15 protein-coding genes are annotated in these 18,130 nt (G+C 42.4%); 4 read left to right on the forward strand and 11 right to left on the reverse strand.

Features of this window, described 5'->3' with window-relative positions; translation table 11 throughout:
- The 4 genes from QZ735_RS18725 to QZ735_RS18740 form a co-directional block, all read right to left on the reverse strand.
- Nucleotides 1-696: hypothetical protein (locus QZ735_RS18725; RefSeq protein ID WP_294251892.1), on the reverse strand; the 696-nt coding region annotated here is incomplete at its 3' end.
- A 242-nt stretch (nucleotides 697-938) separates the two neighbouring features.
- A complete protein-coding gene (gene gwsG, locus QZ735_RS18730) occupies nucleotides 939-1,919 on the reverse strand; it encodes a grasp-with-spasm system ATP-grasp peptide maturase (RefSeq protein WP_294251895.1) in 981 nt (326 codons plus the stop codon).
- An 85-nt stretch (nucleotides 1,920-2,004) separates the two neighbouring features.
- Nucleotides 2,005-2,220, reverse strand: a complete 216-nt coding sequence (locus QZ735_RS18735) for a hypothetical protein (protein WP_294251897.1) — start codon at nucleotides 2,218-2,220, stop codon at nucleotides 2,005-2,007.
- Nucleotides 2,221-2,291: 71 nt separating this feature from the next.
- On the reverse strand, nucleotides 2,292-3,359 hold the full coding sequence (locus tag QZ735_RS18740; protein WP_294251900.1) for a DUF6624 domain-containing protein: 1,068 nt from the start codon (nucleotides 3,357-3,359) through the stop codon (nucleotides 2,292-2,294).
- Nucleotides 3,360-3,509: 150 nt separating this feature from the next.
- On the opposite strand from QZ735_RS18740, the gene QZ735_RS18745 reads away from it, so the two are divergent.
- Together QZ735_RS18745 and QZ735_RS18750 are read left to right on the forward strand one after the other, a co-directional pair.
- Nucleotides 3,510-5,156, forward strand: coding sequence for an AarF/UbiB family protein (locus QZ735_RS18745; RefSeq protein WP_294251905.1), 1,647 nt, complete (start codon nucleotides 3,510-3,512; stop codon nucleotides 5,154-5,156).
- Between the two features lie 621 nt (nucleotides 5,157-5,777).
- Complete coding sequence (locus tag QZ735_RS18750) at nucleotides 5,778-7,130, forward strand: DEAD/DEAH box helicase (RefSeq protein ID WP_294251908.1); 1,353 nt, start codon at nucleotides 5,778-5,780, stop codon at nucleotides 7,128-7,130.
- Between the two features lie 1,104 nt (nucleotides 7,131-8,234).
- Here the strand turns inward: QZ735_RS18750 and QZ735_RS18755 are convergent.
- The 7 genes from QZ735_RS18755 to QZ735_RS18785 all read right to left on the reverse strand — a co-directional run bounded on the left by QZ735_RS18755 (nucleotide 8,235) and on the right by QZ735_RS18785 (nucleotide 13,842).
- Nucleotides 8,235-8,723 (reverse strand): hypothetical protein, encoded by a 489-nt coding sequence (locus QZ735_RS18755; RefSeq protein ID WP_294251911.1) that lies wholly within the window; start codon nucleotides 8,721-8,723, stop codon nucleotides 8,235-8,237.
- A gap of 17 nt (nucleotides 8,724-8,740) precedes the next feature.
- Nucleotides 8,741-9,397, reverse strand: a complete 657-nt coding sequence (locus tag QZ735_RS18760) for a GDSL-type esterase/lipase family protein (RefSeq protein WP_294251914.1) — start codon at nucleotides 9,395-9,397, stop codon at nucleotides 8,741-8,743.
- Nucleotides 9,398-9,469: 72 nt separating this feature from the next.
- The gene (locus QZ735_RS18765) at nucleotides 9,470-9,931 is read right to left on the reverse strand and encodes a lipocalin family protein (RefSeq protein WP_294251917.1); all 462 of its coding nucleotides are present in this window, start codon (nucleotides 9,929-9,931) and stop codon (nucleotides 9,470-9,472) included.
- Nucleotides 9,932-10,241: 310 nt separating this feature from the next.
- Nucleotides 10,242-11,405: an iron-containing alcohol dehydrogenase gene (locus QZ735_RS18770; RefSeq protein ID WP_294251921.1), complete on the reverse strand. Its 1,164-nt coding sequence runs from the start codon at nucleotides 11,403-11,405 to the stop codon at nucleotides 10,242-10,244.
- Nucleotides 11,406-11,844: 439 nt separating this feature from the next.
- On the reverse strand, nucleotides 11,845-12,420 hold the full coding sequence (locus tag QZ735_RS18775) for a hypothetical protein (protein WP_294251924.1): 576 nt from the start codon (nucleotides 12,418-12,420) through the stop codon (nucleotides 11,845-11,847).
- A gap of 46 nt (nucleotides 12,421-12,466) precedes the next feature.
- Nucleotides 12,467-12,871 (reverse strand): hypothetical protein, encoded by a 405-nt coding sequence (locus QZ735_RS18780; RefSeq protein WP_294251927.1) that lies wholly within the window; start codon nucleotides 12,869-12,871, stop codon nucleotides 12,467-12,469.
- Between the two features lie 131 nt (nucleotides 12,872-13,002).
- A complete protein-coding gene (locus tag QZ735_RS18785; protein WP_294251931.1) occupies nucleotides 13,003-13,842 on the reverse strand; it encodes a hypothetical protein in 840 nt (279 codons plus the stop codon).
- 913 nt (nucleotides 13,843-14,755) lie between these two features.
- Between QZ735_RS18785 and QZ735_RS18790 the strand changes: the two genes are divergently transcribed.
- Nucleotides 14,756-17,290 carry a phosphoenolpyruvate carboxylase gene (locus QZ735_RS18790; RefSeq protein ID WP_294251936.1) on the forward strand — a complete coding sequence of 845 codons (2,535 nt, stop codon included), beginning with the start codon at nucleotides 14,756-14,758 and terminating at the stop codon, nucleotides 17,288-17,290.
- Nucleotides 17,291-17,481: 191 nt separating this feature from the next.
- A complete protein-coding gene (locus tag QZ735_RS18795) occupies nucleotides 17,482-18,102 on the forward strand; it encodes a hypothetical protein (RefSeq protein WP_294251934.1) in 621 nt (206 codons plus the stop codon).
- Nucleotides 18,103-18,130 lie beyond the last annotated feature (28 nt).

An 18,130-nucleotide genomic window follows, 5' to 3' on the forward strand; every position in this document is an offset into this window, starting at 1 on the left:
ATTAAATAGTTTGTTTTCCATAAAATCAGTTACGTCTTTTGGCTTGATAAGAGTTGTCTCATTGATAATACCGCAAAAAGAGCAATTATCTATTTTCTGCTGAATATAGTTTATATGACCCATTCCACTTACAATATTGTTTAATGAAGACTTTACAAGTTTATTGACAGGGGAATTATATAAAGTGAAGCCAACGTTAATATATTTCGTACAAAGCTTAAAATATTCTTCCTGTTCAAAATTACCATATTCTGTAATTACATGTATAAACCGCAGATCTTTACCTTCGAAATGCGATAGAACGGTATTTAATTTCTCGATATCAAACAGACCAAAATATCTTATTTCGATAAACTGGCAATTAAGTTTTTGCAATTGATCTGCAATTGAACTGATTTCATATGAACTTTGCTTATCCAGATCTAAAATAGCATTATCAATCTGATAAGGTGAATCCCAATATTCCCTGATTTCAGGGAAGAGATTAATATCGTCAACTATTGCTCCGTAATCATTATCAAGAATAAAATTTACAAATTCATTGAAATACACTATACTATTTGCATCAAAACTTTCAGTTACTGATTCTATGCTCTTAGTTTTTAGCTGCAGGATAATCTCATAATATTCATTATCTATAAATATCCATTTTTCTTTTTGTATATCCAAAACCATTGTTCTGGTATATCCTCTCACGAAAAAAACATTTGTGAATAAGAGTAAAAATTTAGATTTCATGGTCATTTATCAGTCTAATTTCGAATAATCGATTATTTTGGAAATGAGTTTATGGGGAACATTAATATTGGTATAATTCATATATTTCCGTGAATGGGGGATTTCAAAAGAATATGTTGAATCATCCATCTCTTTATAGCTTATATTATTGTAAAAAAGAGGTAATAAGGGCCTGTGTTGTTTTTTTATTTTTAATTTTTTCATGTCAGAAGCTGAGCGATTTCTTTTTCTAAGTAATAATTACAATGGTCTGAATAATAAGAAAATTGACCACCCGGATTTACTTCCAGGAAAATATATTGGTCATTTTCATCTACAATAAGATCAATGGCACCTATTTTATGACCAAGCTGTTCCATAAGTTTTCCAATCTTCTCCCGAATATCTTCCGGAAGATTATAAGGGAGAAAACGTATGTTTTCAGGTGATTTCCTAAAGTCGACAGCTGCACTTTTATGTTGCTGTGAAAAAATAACAGTAGGATAAAGTTTTTTATCAAGATAAAAAACACGGAGTTCATATTTTTTATTGATTTTTTCCTGTAAAAGGGACGGTACAAACTCATTACTGATACGTTCAGTAACTGTATTTGTAAAATCAATTTCTTCGGTGTAGGAAAAATACTCATATTTCCGCTTTAAATAATAGACACCGTCTTTCAAAGCTTTTGTTATGATTTTTTTATCTTTTAATGAAAGCAGATCATCTTTGGTATGAGCAATATATGATTTTGGAATTTGCAGGCCTGCCTTAGAAGCTTCATGCAGAATGATAAGCTTATTAACATCCCTATGGAAATAATTTCCTACTTTATTAGGAATATGATCCTCTAAAAGATAATATAGATATTCAAAAATAACCCTAAACTCATTATTTAATTGACTATTGATAAAAAATTGGTCAATTTCTTCCTTAAAAATGTGTTTTAGTTGATCTTTTTTACTAGTGTAATTGAAAGTACGCTCACTAAAAGCACTTCTTCTGTACCAAAAGCTGGAAGATCTTAAAAGGTTTATTTTTTTTCCATATATTTCTACAGAAATTTCATCAGGTTTAATGGATAGAAGTTTATAATTATTTCTGTTACCATTAAGCCTTATATATTCTTTTTTCTGATAAACCAACCAATCTATAATTCTGTTAGTAGATCCGTCATCAGTTCTGGATAAAATCAATATCATTACAATTATATTGAAGATTATATTATTCTAATAAATAAGGGCCGACTATTTTCATAGACAGCCCCTATTTTATCCTAAGATGATCTTAGTAATTTTCAATTCCTGAACTTGTTTCAGATTCGGATTCAGACTCAGATTCAGACTCAGTCTCTGCATACGATGATGATGAACTGGAAGAAGAACTGGAAGAAGAACTGGAAGAAGAACTTCCACCGCCAGGAAGCTGAGTAAGCTCTCTTGTTCCACCTTGAATTTTTTTCAATAATTCTTCTTTTACTTCAAATTTTTTAAGTTTTTTCATGATTTTTAAATATTTGTTGGTTTATTGTTATGCTAATTTCGTAATTTACTAATAATTGTTATTTCATAATTTCATCTATTTTTTATATAATTCCCATATAATTCATTCTCCTTTGATTTATATTCATTGAGGTCCCATTTAAGATTGAATGCTTTCATGTAATCGGACATAGACATCAGTCCAGCAGAGGCGCGCCTTTCGTCAAGATGTTCCACATCATATATAGGGAAAACAGTATATCCGGATGATGCATCATACAGTGTCTGGCTTCCATAGATCTGAGGAATTTTCGAGCGCATATTAATCCTATCCTGTAATAAAGCAAAATCATCCGGAAATGCTTTTCTAGTAGCTACTGCATTTTTAATTAAATTAAAATATTTTTTCTGAACATCCAAGCTGGCATGCTGTAAGACCATAAATAAAGTATGGCTGTTATCGAAACCTACCTTTTCCGGTTCGGGCCATCCGTGTTGAGATATAATAGCATTTAGCTTTTCCACATTCATGGAATCTTTTTTAGCTATAGTTCTCCACATTGTTTTTTCTTCTTCGGGAGTAACTTTCTTTGCAAGTCTTAAAGAATCAAGACGAAGTCTTAAAAATTGGTCATCATTTTTCATTACCAGAATCTTTTCAGATAAAGATTCATCAATATTTTTTTCCAATCTGCTCTTCTTCATTGCCGCTGAAGTCACTATCTTTTTCCAACGTACATCTTTCCATATGGGTTCAAAATCTTTATCCTGTATCAATTGATTATAAAATGTAACAGGATCACTGCTCTTGGAAAATAAGGTTTGATCTGATACAATTTTTTCAAGGTATAGGAAAGCTTTATCTTTATTCCCTGCCAAGCTCCATGTACATGCAGCATTGTAAAGAACATCTTGAAATGGCTTTTGCCCGAAATAATTGATAGCCAAGTCGAACATTTGTCCGGCATCTTTGTATTTTTTCTGCTGATATAATGAATCTGCACTATGCAAATCGTTAAAATAATTGAAATTTTGTGATGACATAAATGAAGAAATTAACATGATTAACAATAAACAGGTTTTCATTTTAATTAGATTTGAATATTGAACATTTGAGTTGTATATCATTGTAAATATAAGATTTATTGCTAAATAATTCAAAATGGTTTGAATTTTATTATAAGAAACAAATTGTATTTTGTTAATATGTGATGATTTATAAAACTATGATATTATACATGACTAGTAAAATTATACTCTAGCTATAAGTAGGAATAATTTTTGAGTTAAATTGCAGTTACATTTAAGGATATGTTTGATAAGCAGCAAAGAAAATTAAAAAGGTCAGCCAAGCTCATTTCCGTATTAAGCAAATACGGGTTTAAAGATATGCTGGCCCGGATGAACGGTGGGAACAGGGAAGAAATTCCGGCAAATGCAGAAGAAATAATCTCCAAAGGAACGGTGTATGAGAGGATCCGGCTGGTCCTTGAAGAGCTGGGACCTACTTTCGTAAAGCTTGGCCAGACCTTCAGCAACCGCGAAGACCTGCTGCCGCCTGAGCTGATCCAGGAACTGCAGAAACTGCAGGACAAAGTGGAAACCGTAGATCTGAATGTACAGGAAATCCTGGAAAATGAATTCAGCATTGCGGTACAGGACCATTTCCTGTCTGTTGACCCTGAACCGCTGGCAACGGCTTCCATTGCCCAGGTTTACAGAGCGGTGCTGCTTAACGGAAAAGAAGTTATTCTGAAAATTAAGAAACCGGATGTCCAGTCCTTGATTGAGGACGATCTGCTGCTGATCAAAGATCTTGAAAAACTGGTTTCTGCCTATTCTGAAATAGGGGATAAACTGAACCTCAGGCAGGCCATCTCTACTTTTGAAAAATCGCTGCTTGAAGAGGTGTCGCTCATCAATGAAAGGGAAAATATTCTTCAGTTCAGGAGGAATTTCAAAAATAATAAGGAAACCTACGTTCCTGAAGTCTATGGTGAATTCTCGAACAATACCGTATTGTGTATGGAATTCATCGACGGGATTAAGGTAACGGATCAGAAAACGCTTCTTCAACACGGAATCGATCCCGTAGCCATTTCTGAAACCGGGCTCAGGCTCTTCGTATCGCAGATCCTGGACTACGGCTTTTTCCATGCCGATCCGCATGCCGGCAATATTCTGGTAAAAAAAGACGGCAGGGTGGTCTTTATCGATTTCGGGGCTGTAGGGAAGATTCCGCCGAATGACAAAGAAGTGCTGGAAAGTCTGATTGTCAGCTTCGTGGCAAAAAATCCCCATAAAATTGTCCGCTCCCTGAAAAAAATGGCGGTGACCTACCAGATCCCTGACGAAAGGAGATTTGAAAATGATGTGGAAGATATCCTGAACTTCGTTCACAGCACTTCCCTGAAAGAGATCAATCCCCAGGCCGTGATGAATAAGATGAAGGATGTACTGAAGGACAACCGCCTCTATATGCCGGACTATTTTTACCTGCTGTTCAAGGGCATCGGTCTTATCGAAGGGGTAGGGAGAACCATCAATCCGGAGCTGGATGTGGTCAAAAGCCTTCATCCGTATACCAAAAAGATACTCGCAAAAAAGATCAGTCCGAAGAACATCATGAAAACAGGCATGGACCGGATGATGAGCTTTACGGATAACGTAGACGAAATCCCGAAAGAACTGCGTTCGGTATTGCAGAAACTCGATGAAAATAAATTTACCGTTTCCAGCGAGATCAAGAATATTGAGAAAACCAACCAGCTGATCAAGTCCAGCATCATCAATCTGATACTGGCCATGATTTTGGGCGCCAATATGATTGCCACGGCCATTGTTTTTGTATCGGAAGCCGGACCGAGGATCGGCGAACTGTCTCTGGTTGCGGTATTAGGTTTTATATTCTCCGTATTTTTAATGATTGTCATTCTGTTGAGGATCACAAGAAAATAGTTTATGAACGGTTTGATTCAATTTCCTTTGTTAAAATGAATTGTTACCCTCATTCTCAAAATTCTTTTTCCATAGGAACATCATCTGTGTAGCCACAATAAAGGTAAATAAGATGCACGCCGTAGTTGTGCTATCTCCCTATTGGCTGTAAAAAGATAGAACTCCGCTGGAGTTCTGTAACAATGCTTATCATTATCGCCTACACAGATATTGTTCCCCTGGAGCAAGTAAATTTTAAGCGTATTATAAATGCCGGAACTGTGCTGGTCAATGTTTTTTTAGAACAGATTCATGAATGATGATATCTCTAGCCTCACAAAATAAATCTGCGCAATCTGCACAATCTGCGTGATTTAATTGTTAGATTTAAATTGTAAACCCCATTTAAAATTAACTCTTAAAAATCCATATTCCTTAAGAATATCATATCTGCAGAATAATATTAGCCCACATAAAAGTACACCGTAAATGTATGATCTCGTAAAGTACCGGGGAAATCCTGCTGCATTTTTAACTTTTATGCAGGCGTCATCGAAAATCAGAGCCTTAATCTAAATACGTCTGCTCAGTCGTAAAGTTTAGATGTTTAACTTTAAAAAATTAATTGCCTATCTTTGCAAAATGGAAAAACTCACTTTTGCAGATTTTGAACTTCCGGAGAAGATTCTCGATGTTTTAGCGGATCTCAATTTATTCGAGCCGACGCCCATCCAGGAAAAAAGCATAAAGCCGATCCTTTCCGGACGCGACGTGATGGGAATTGCCCAGACCGGTACCGGGAAAACACTGGCTTACCTGCTGCCGGTACTGAAAACCTGGAAGTACAATAAAACCGGCAACCCCACGGTTTTGGTGCTGGTACCAACCCGTGAGCTGGTGGTGCAGGTAACGGAAATCGTGGAAAAACTTACGGAAAACATCACTGCAAGAGTAATAGGGATCTATGGCGGGAAAAATATCAATACCCAGAAACTGCTGTTTAACGACGGTTGCGATATCCTGATCGGTACCCCGGGAAGGGTGATGGACCTTGCCATCGATAATGCCATCTCCCTGAAAGAAGTCCAGAAGCTGATTATTGACGAGTTTGACGAAATGCTGAACCTGGGCTTCAGGCCGCAGCTTACCCACATCTTTGAAATGATGAAGGAGAAAAGGCAGAACATCCTGTTTTCAGCAACCATGACGGAAGCCGTGGATGAAATGCTCGACCAGTATTTTGCCAGCCCTGTAGAAATCTCCCTGGCCAAATCCGGAACACCGCTTGAAAAAATAGAGCAGACGGCTTTTAAGGTAGAGAATTTCAATACCAAGATCAACCTCCTGGAGCATCTCCTGAAAACCGGTGAAGAGATGTCCAAAGTGCTGATCTTTACCAATAATAAAAAGAATGCCGATCTCCTCTTTACGAAAATCGATGAACTGTTCCCGGAACAGTTTGATGTGATCCACTCCAACAAATCCCAGAACTACAGGCTGAGAGCCATGAAAAGTTTTGAGAACGAAGAAATAAGGGGTTTGATTACTACCGATGTTATGGCCAGAGGTCTCGATATTTCGGATATTACCCACGTCATCAATTTTGAAACCCCGGATATTCCGGAACAGTACATCCACCGGATCGGAAGAACCGGAAGGGCCGATAAAGACGGTAAAGCCGTTACTTTCGTTACCAAGAAAGAAGAGCCGTTGATCTTGGACATCGAACTTCTGATGGACAAGGAACTTCAGTTTATGCCGTTCCCGCAGGAAGTAAAAATCAATCCGAAGAAAATCGCTTCCGAAGAAGAGCAGGTAGTCATGAAAAATCCAGTTCAGGTAAAACTGAATGACGGCGGAGGGGCATTCCACGAAAAGAAAGCCAAAAATACCAAAGAAAACTGGGGCGGACCTTCCAAGAGGAAAGCGCCCAAGAAATTCGGAGCCAACAGGGCCCAGCAGAAAGCCATCTCCAAGTCTAAGAAAAAGAAGTAACTCCTGTCTACTCACATACACCCTTCCGGAATTCCGGAAGGGCTTTTTTTTCCGGATTGCCGGTTGTATCTTATCCGGTACACTTAACGGATATTCCCCTCCTTCGCTCTGCGGGATGAATGAAGAGCCGGACCTGCATTGTGAATTTAGAGTACGTTAAAAAATTAACCATTCACCAGCAGGAATTGATTATTGATAACAAAGGTTAATGAGAAACTTCCCTCTGCGGGAGTAATACAGAGCTGGACCATACAGTTGTGGGATACGAGCGTGACGCTCGCGCCAGCCTGGTACAAGGATTTTATCGGAGATAAAATGGGATACTGCTGATTGATTTCCCGAAGAAGGTACTGGTAAAATGAGCAGTTCAGCAGCATTAAAATTTGACTTTGTCAAATTCTTTGCGCCTTATACCACGCCTTTTTTCAGTATTCCTTGCGGCTTCGCGTATTTCCAACATTCATCAGCAGTGTTGCTGTGGGACACGATTGTGACGATCGCGCCAGTTTAGTCCATGATGAATTTTAGAGTATGTTAAGAGATTGACCATTGACTCGCAGAAATTGACCATTGACCATACAGGTGAATGATGAACTTCGCTCTGCGGGAGTAATACAAAGCCGGACCATGCAGTTGTGGGGCACGATCGTGACGCTCGCATCAGCGTGAATGTCGCTGAGGTTAAATTGACCATTGGCCAGCGAAGCGGATTGACCATTGACTCCTGCACTTCCGGTGAAAATAAAGACTGCCGCCCATAGCCCTGATAGCAGCGGCTACCCCACAGCGGTACCGGAGGGTCGGGGGGGCAGGGGTCTGGCGTTGGCGTGCATTGGAGAGCGAAGGCGCGAGGAGTAATAGCGGATAGCAGGAAAAAGCTCCTGAAAAAGCAGACGCTTCACATTGACCATACACTGCCTGCACAGGCGGGACCAGAGATCCGGTGAAATGTTTTACCATTGCCTGTAAAAAAAGACTGCCTTACGGAAGACAGTCTCTCTATTATTTAATGTTGATTTATTGTTATCTGCTGTAAAAGATGGCGGCTTGATTACATTCAATAGGTAATAGTACAGACTTTCCAGAATCTCTCAGCGGATGTTGTTATTCATCTTCATCTTCATCTTCATTTTCATCCTCATTCAGAAAATCGAGTTCATCATCGCCCTGTACATAATCGTATGAAATGCCGGGCGGGTTGAAAAGCCCCCAGCTGTCCACGATAAAATGTTTCGGATTGAACCCGGCTACCCATTCTACGAACAGCAGCCTGAATTCCTCAATCTGGCTCCTGATGATCCGGTAATACCGGGCATCCGCGAAACCGAAATCCTGAAGATTGTTTCCGCCGACCATAATATCCCGTGCTGCTTTACGGATAATGGCTGCATTTTCCATCCTGATATCGTAGAGCTTTACGGCATGGGCCCCGGAAATTTTCGCCTGAATCATCATGATGTCGCCCAGCAGATGGGACTTGATGTGCTGAAGATAGGTGTTGTCTTCCGGGAAAAGATCGGTAAGGGTGATCAGCGTCTGGTAAATTTCCTGTGCCTTCCGGAAAAGGGGAAGCTGGTTGACGGAATCTTTCATACAATAAAATCAGGTTGTTATTTCATATAAGGATCCATCACAGAAGTCCAGAGGCGGTAACCTTCGGGGGTCATGTGCAGCATATCTTCCACGAAAAGGTCTTTCCGTACCTTACCTTCGGCGTCCTGCATCACTTTTGTGATGTCTATAAATCCGGCATGGGGCTGCTTCTTCATGAAAGCGGCAATCTTTGTATTGGCTTCTTTCATCTGCGGCCAGAGCTTTTCGCGGCTCGGGGAATACTTAATGGAAATGAAATCTATTTCCACTTTCGGGAACCTGGACCTGATTTTCTGATAGAATGTTTTGAACCTTTCAACTACAGCATCTGCTTTTAATTTGTCATTGTCGGCAAAATCATTTTCACCGCAGTAGACGATGATCTGTTTAGGCTGATAAGGGCTCAGGAGGTCATTCGCGTAGTAGTTCAGGTCAGTAAGCCGTGAGCCACCGAAACCCCGGTTGATGATGTGCTTATCCGGGAAATAGCGGTCGACGTCTGTCCATTTCGTGAAGGATGAGCTTCCGACCAGCAGGATGGCATTTTCAGGCGGCGTGTGTTCACGGTCCAGCTGTTTGAAATGTTGGATGTCTTCCCAGAACATCGGTTTTTTTTCCTGCGAAAAGGAAAGGGCGAATACAAGCATCAGAAATGCAGATAGGATCTTCTTCATTATTTAATTATGGATTGAAATTAAAATTCTCTTTCATAGAAAACTCCCGGAAGGCCGGGAGTGTATCGTGATTTATCTTTTATAGGATACATAGATGGCATCGGGAATCGTATCTCCGTCCATATCGATATTATCGGAGGTCTGCTTCATTCTCATTTCCGAGCTGGTAAGAATAACGACCTTAAATTTCATCGGACTTTCGTTTTTATACTTGAGGGTCAGATCTTTGGTTTCAGAATTATACTCGTAGGTACCCGAACTTACCGCAGCTACCTGACAGTTTGTTCCCGTACCGGAATATTCGGTATAGGAAGTGGAATAATCCGTACTGAAATAGGCATTATTCTTTGTTTCACACCCCGTAGGAGTATACGTATCGATTATGGTTTTATCGTCCTTTCCGGAAATGGTTTCCGTTTTACTGATCTTCCAATCACCTTTCATCATATCCAATTCGTATGCCTGGGTATCCTCATCTTCACAAGAAGCAAGCGTTAATGCTGAAAAGGCAAATAGAAGTAACTGTTTTTTCATTATCACAAATTTAGAATATGCTAAAATATAAATAAATTCGAAATATATATAATGAAATCGAGGTTTTTTAAACGAATGTTTGCTGAAAAGGTAAATCAGATGGAAGCGACGTCCGGAATGCCTGAAGTTGATTATCAAAAATATACCGTTTTACCTTACCTCTGAAGCAGCTGCCGTAAGCAGGTATAAAAGAAAACCGGGATCCGGGATGACTGTCTGTTTCTATAACAGGCAGTGATTCCGGGTCCCGGTTTATTTACAGTGCATGGTTGACCTACAGGACATCACGGTCCTGTCCGGCTTCCTGCTTTTAATAACTCATCTCCACGATCTTACGGGCATCCTGTGGGGTCAGTTTCTTGTATTCCCCCAATCCGGTCCAGTTTCTCTCAGTAAAGGCTTTTTCCACGCGCTCTGCCGTTCCGCTGAAATCCTCCGTATATTCGGAGAGCTTTGTCCGGATGTTCAGGTGGTGGAAGAATTCTTCCAGTTTCCTGATTCCCGCTTCGGCTTTTTCTTCTGTGGTTCCGTCTTTTATTCCCCAGACCCTTTCCGCGTACTGTGCCAGTTTGCCTTTTTTGTCTTCAAAATGATAGCGGTAGTGGGACGGGGCGATCACCGCCAGTGTGCGGGCATGGTCGATGCCGAAATAAGCGGTCAGTTCATGGCCCATGGCATGCACAGCCCAGTCGGTAATGACCCCTTTCTGGATAAGGCCGTTCAGTGCCATGGTGCAGCACCACATGAAGTTTCCTGCAGCATCGTAATCAAAGTCGCCGGACAGCAGTTTCGGAGCAGATTCCTGTAAGCTGATCAGGATGCTTTCCGCAATTCTTTCCTGCAGGTCGGCCGGTGAAGGGGCAGTCATGTATTGTTCCAGGACGTGGGTATAGGCATCCGTCAGCCCGTTGACGATCTGCCGTTCAGGGATGGTTCTCACCACTTCCGGATCCAGCACCGAAAACTGAGGGAAAAGCCCGGGGCCGCCGGAGGAAAGTTTTTCGTGGGTTTCCCTTCTGGAGATCACATAACCGGAATTCATTTCTGAACCTGTGGCCGGCAGGGTCAGCACCGTACCGAAAGGCATACCTTCGCCTTCCAGGGTGCGTACGGGTTTTTTAAGGATTTCCCAGGGTTCGCCTTCATAGTTTGCGGCGGCTGAAAGGAATTTGGTGCCGTCAATCACGGAGCCACTGCCTACGGCCAGCAGGAAAGTGATATTGTTCTCCCGGATCAGCGCGAGGGCTTCCATCAAGATTTCATATTCCGGATTGGCGGGCACACCGCCGAATTCATAGGTTTCATGATCTTTTAAAGCTTCTTTTACCTGATCGTAAACACCATTGTTTTTGATGCTGCCGCCTCCGTAAATCAGTAAAACTTTTGCATCTGAAGGGATTTCCTTTGAAATTTTAGCAATTTCCCCTTTCCCGAATACTATTTTGGTCGGATTTTTAAACTCGAAATTAAGCATGTTGTCAATTTATAATAGTCCAAATTTACGCATTGTCACGGAAAATTTCAGGTAAGGAAGTTCTAAAATTCTAATTATGGGTTTTGATGAAAGCTATGAAGTGTAAGGTCAGAGCCAGAAAATGGAATCCTGAAAGTTGAGAAAAGGGGAATTTGAATTCAGGTAAAAGAAATGATGTTTTATTCCATGTATCTCTTAGCCGAAGCACAACTAACGGGTTTGCCGGATCAACAGGAAAGTGCATCAGTCCCGGAGCCATCGATACGGCTGAAGCAGATTCTTACAGGTCCCCGATATGGCGCAGAGCCATCTCAACCTGCCAAATCTGCGGGCTTATTTTCAGAATCTATGTAAAAACGCAGTAGAAAAAGCCATAGTGGTTTCCGGACAGTTCTTCAACATCACGAGAGCGTGCCGTCTTAGCTGAACCGGCCTGTTTTTATTCCGGTTGCTTTTTCACCTCCGCTTTTCCGGTCTTCCTGTTGATCCTGATGAGAAAGGATTCCGTGGACTGCGGTCCTTTTTTTATTGAGGTCAGATACAACGAAATATACCGGTCTTCCATTTTATAAGAACTTCTTCCCGGATTGCTGCTGTCTGTAACATAGCCGTATGTGTTGGCAATCAGCATTGCTTCGGGAAGGTTGTCCACCGTTCCGATAAAGCTTCTCAGCTGCTGTTCGGTAGCGAAATACCGGGTTCTGCCGTTTTCACAGGCCATCAGGTAAGAAAAGCAGTCTTCACCGGTGCAGTGCTGAAAAAAACCTTTTTCAGGTGCCGGATCATTGAGGGTCAGATGATCAGGCATCTGGCTTTCATAGATGACTGCTTTGTCAGGATCCGGATGGTTGCGCATGACCGACCAGTACTCATACTTTTTATCGGGAACTATAAAAGGGTAGAGCAGTTCAGGATTGTCCATGATTTCCGGGATCCTCCTGAAGCCGGCAGGAACAGCTTGCTGGCCTGAAAGCAGAAGAGAAAAGAAAATAAGTGCTGGGAAAAATGATTTCATAAAAAAGTTGCCGGTCTGTTCTGTTGCGGCTGTAAAGAAGCATAAATTATTCCAACCGGATCCTGTAATACCCTTTTTCGTCGGTAACGTCTATTCCGACTCCCGTGAAAGTTAATTTGTTGATCTGGTAACCGTCGCAGCCGCCCTTGAACTCGGAGGACTGTATGGAGAACGTAAAGGTCCTGATCCCGGAATAGAAGGTATAGTTCTTCGTTCCGTTGAAGGCGCCTACCTTTTCAAGGATAATGCGGTCGTCGGAAGTCCTGGTCAGCTGCAGGTTGGCCTGGTTTTCATCGCTGATGGTAAATGGTCCGAGCGTACCTTGGGTAATCATATTTTCACCGGCCGCATTGACGAATTCAAAAACCACCGGCTGCGGTGCATTGTAACAGTCTTCGCCGCAGGCGGTGAGCAGGAAGGTCATAACGAAGAGAAGGAAGTATATTTTCATAAGGGCCGTTTTTTGTGAACTTAAAAATAAGCATTACCATGTTGTGATCCAAACAGAATGGCACCGGACATTCACCGGACAGGCTGATTGTACCTTTCAGTCACCGGGAAAGGAGGTTTGCCCTGGTCCCGTTATTCCTCATTCCTGCCTTCCCGGATTTCTTTTTGGGTGCGTGACGGCGTATAAAGCATATGTTCATGATAGACAAGAAGCGTGTTGCCGGCAATTTTTCCTTTGAGGTACAATGAATCCCCGTTTTGGAATACATATTCTTTAATAATAATATTCCTGAATCCGCCTTTATAGGAATCTTCGTAATATGAACTGATCCAGGGATGAGCATTCCTCAGTTCCCAGGCCATCCGGTAATCTGTATAGGAGAAAGGAATATTTCTGCTGTATTTTCTCGGGTTCCGGTTGATGATTTTTTTTGTGAAGTGCATTTCCCCGCTTCCGGTGGTATCCATAATGGCCTTCTGAAAGCTGACCGTATACAGTTTTTCGTTCACGGAAATCCTGGTTCCCTGCGGATAGCCGGCAGCCATATTATAATCAAAATTTTCTACAAGTTCCTTGTTGATGTAGCTTCTGCCGTTGGTACCGGGGCTCTCGTAGGATACGTATTGTTCGGTCCCGACCCGCAGCAGATACAAAGCAGCAGGTGTTCCGGAAAGCGGAGCACTAACCGTACCGGAAGCATAAATCTTACCTTTGAGAAGCGGCAGGGAACGGATTTTCTTCCATTGTTCCCTTCTTTCATCATTTCCTTTCGATACGGAACTGATGCCGCCGAAAGCTATCGAAAAAAAGCCGATTAAAGCCGTGATGCCGAAAAGAAAGAAGACCCCGAAAATAATCAGGATGATTTTCCATGAATCTGTACCGGTCAGGGAAGTGCCGGCCTGCGTATTTCCCGGACCCGACTGATGGGAAGGGGTATTGGTTTTTATATGGAAATTGAATTTGATCATGCCAATTGAAAACAGTAAAACTACTCAATAATCCTGAAAACGGCAATGCGACTTTTAGTCAGAAGAAACTGCTATTCATCCCGGAATTCACCAAATATCTGTTCCCATTGTGTAGGGTTGTACTGAAAAGTAAGGATCTGAATGGTCCGGATGAGTTTTCTTTGATTGTACTCGATGGTCACTTCTACTTTCCGGTCCTTGAAACTCCGGAAGCTGACAGCAATTGAATTGGCCGTAGCCAGGTTAACCGCTGTTTTTCCCGATTACGAAGCACATGATGATCTTCGTTCAGGTTTTTTTCTGTATCCCATGACAGATATAATGATAGGTTCCAGCGTTTTTACTGGTTTTGTTTCTGCACCGGGCCTTCCTTTATAGGTTACTTTCTGATTGATAAAAATGTCTTATAGCCATCTCCCAAACGGCTTTTCTTGGGAATGATATTCTTGTCCAGGAACCGGTTCAGCAACCGGAATGTTTCGGGATTCCAGAAGTCAGCATCTTTATAATATGGATTTTTACTATCGGCCGTGTCCATGCAGTCATTCAGGATGCCTTCAAGACAGATAAGATCAACTTTATTTTCTAAAAAAACAATCAGGTCTTTAGAAGGAATACAGTCCCGGACTATATTTTCAACAATCTTTCTGCTGAGCCCCGAGTAATCGATGGCCGCCGCTTCTGATGTCAGTTTTTCAGGTAGAGCCGCTGTTCTTCATGATACCGGGTACAGTCCGGCATCCGGTTTATGGTATCATGACCTCTTGTCTGGGACCACATCGCCGTCGAAAAAAATAAGAAGAACAATGATTTTAATTTAAGCATGACGGAATAAAACTGCAATTTAGGTATTATTTTAGATTAAATTAATTCCATAGAAAAATTAAAATCCCCTACATTTGTTACTATGACTATGATACACGACCGACGCGCAGAAAAATTCAGGCAGATCGTGGAGAATAAATTCCAGATCTACAATTCATTGTTTATGAGCCTGCCTTACGATAAGATGACCAATATCGGGATGCTCCTTCCTTTTCTCTGTGAAGAAAGCAAGGCCGGCTACGAAGCCGGGAAGACCCCGGAAGAAATCGTGGAGGAATTCTTTACCAGCCATACCGACCTTCAGACAGAAGAGCAGAAGCTCGAGCTGCTGTTCAAGATCATCCAGTACATTGAACGCCAGGTAGTGCTGTTCGACAGTATTGAAGATGCCGCCTTTCCGGGACTGCACTCCGAGAGTGACAAAGGAACCGTAACCCATCTCTATGAGCATGCACTGCAGGACCATAAGCTGGAAAAAGTGCGGGAAAAACTACGGGACTTTGCCATCAAAATCGTTTTTACGGCACACCCTACCCAGTTTTATCCCAACTCGGTACAGCGGATCCTGCATGACCTGAGGAACGCAATCACCCATGATTCCGTTACCGATATCGATATGCTCCTGCAACAGCTGGGCAAGACCCCTTTCGTCAACAAAGAAAAACCAACCCCGATTGACGAAGCCCTGAGCATCATTTATTATCTCCGTTATGTCTACTACGATACCATCGGCGAGCTTTTCAACAAGATAAAATCCACTTTCGGAACCGATTATTTCCAGCTGCATGAAGATATCATCCAGCTCGGGTTCTGGCCGGGCGGCGACCGCGACGGAAATCCCTTTGTAACTGCCGATGTTACCAGAAGGGTAGCGGAAGAACTGCATTCCGCCATTCTTAAAGCCTATTACAACCACCTGAAATCGGTGAGGAGAAGGCTCAGCTTCAGGGGGGTCTCGGAGGTACTTACCAAACTCAGCAATGAGCTGTATGCAGCTATTTTCAGGGGTGAAAAAATCACGGTGGAAGCCATCATCAGCCGGATTGATGAGGCTGAAAAAATTGTTGTGGAACAGCACAATTCGCTGTTCGTTGAGCTGCTGGCCAACTTCAGGGACCGGGTGAAAATCTTCGGGACCCATTTTGCCACGCTGGACGTACGCCAGGACAGCCGGATCCACCAGAAAGTTATTGATGAGGTGTTTGCTAAAGTTTCCGGAAAACCTGACGCGGATTACGAAGAAAAATTCAATCATCTGATCAGTCTGAAGGAGCAGGTAAATCCGGAGGATTTTAAGGATGTCGCAAAAGATACTTTGCTGACGGTTTCCCAGATTTCGGAAATCCAGGAACTGAACGGCTATCGCGGAATGAACCGCTACATCATTTCCAATTCCGATGCCGTGAAGGATGTGATGAACGTATATGCCTTCTTCAAAATATGCGGCTATAAAGAGGAAAACATCAATATGGATATTGTCCCGCTTTTCGAAACCATGGAAGGACTGGCCAATGCCGAGAAGGTAATGAGCGAACTGTACCGGAATCCGGTCTATGCAAAGCACCTTGAACGGAGAGGGAAGCAGCAGATCATTATGCTGGGTTTCTCAGACGGAACTAAGGACGGCGGTTATCTGAAAGCCAACTGGGAAATTTATAAAGCGAAGGAAGTGCTGACGAAGCTTTCCGAAGAAAACGGGATCAAAGTGGTCTTTTTCGACGGACGGGGCGGCCCGCCGGCCAGAGGCGGAGGAAAAACCCACGATTTCTATGCTTCCCAAGGAAAAACCATTGCCAATAACAAAATCGAACTGACCATACAGGGCCAGACCATCACCAGCATCTTCGGTAATAAGGAACAGGCCAAATACAATTTCGAACAGCTGCTGACAGCCGGTGTGGAAAATGATGTCTTTAAAAATTCAAAAAAAGACCTTACGGAAGAAGAACGCAAACTGATTATTGAGCTGGCAGATATCAGCTACAGGAAATATGCTGATCTCAAGGCCCATCCGATGTTCGTACCGTATCTCCAGGAAATGAGTACGCTGGAATATTACGGCAAAACCAATATCGGCAGCCGTCCTTCTAAAAGGGGTGACGGCAATGAGCTGAAGTTTGAGGACCTGAGGGCCATCCCGTTTGTGGGCTCGTGGGCACAGCTGAAGCAGAATGTGCCGGGATTCTTTGGGTTCGGTTATGCCATGCAGCAGATGAAGGAGCAGGGCCGCTTCGACGAGGTGAGGGCACTGTACACCGGTTCCGATTTCTTCAAAACCCTGGTACTGAACTCCATGATGAGTATGAACAAGTCCTACTTCCCGCTGACGTATTACATCAAGAACAATCCGAAATTCGGCGGATTCTGGAATGTACTGTTCGATGAATACCAGCTCTCAAGGGATATCATGCTGGAACTGACAGGATTTACCAGGCTCCAGCAGGAAGATGCCCTGTCCAGAAAATCGGTAAAAATCCGGGAAAGGATTGTCCTGCCTCTGCTCAGCATCCAGCAGTATGCTTTAATGAAGATCCAGAAAGGAGAAGGCAACCGGGAAGCCTACGAAAAGCTGGTAACCCGTTCGCTTTTCGGAAATATCAACGCGAGCAGGAACTCGGCATAAAATAAAAGGCCAGATTCTGAAAACCGTATCATAACCCTCCCGCAGATTCAGGATGAAATCTGCGGGATTTTTATCTGGGCAGGTGAGAAATATAAATGTTTGTCTTTCCTGTATGTAAAATATTATCTGCCGTTGTGCGTTTATATTCTGCCGTTGAGGTCCCGTATACTTTTCAATTTTTTTAATACACCATGAAAAATAAATTTTACCTTCTGATTTTTCTTTCCTGTTGTGTCTCCCTGTTTTCTCAGAAGCCTGAAAAAATAAAGTTCGGGGATACCCCGAATTTCTATTACAGGATCGTACCCGAAGGAAAACCTTCCGGGATGCTGATTGTTCTGCCGGGCGGCGGCGAAACCCCTGAAGGGGTGATGAATCAGATCTATCTCGATGAGCTCGCTTATGAGAACAATATGCTTGTTCTTTTTCCCGGATTCGAAGACGGTGATTTTACGATGGAAAAAGAACAGAAATTCATGGACAGAATCGCGAAGGACAATGTGGAAAAATATCACCTTTCAAAGGACCGGATTGCCATCGGGGGACTGTCTTACGGTGGTATGCTGGCGGTAAAATATGCTGAGATCTCCGTAAGGGACAGGAGCCGTTACTTTATACCGAAAGCTGTTTTCGCCTTAGACCCGCCGCTGGATTACGAAAATATGTACTATCGCCTCAGACGTGACATTGAAAGGAATGTTTCCGAGGTCGCCGTTAACGAGGCGAAAGGCTTTATAGATGAATTGGTTAAATCACTGGTTTATCCGGAAAAAAACAGGGAAATGTACATCAGGGAATACATGTTCCTGTAAAGCGAAAAAGACGGCGGGAATGCCAGAT

The sequence above is a fragment of the uncultured Chryseobacterium sp. genome (genome assembly GCF_913776365.1).
GTDB lineage: Bacteria > Bacteroidota > Bacteroidia > Flavobacteriales > Weeksellaceae > Chryseobacterium.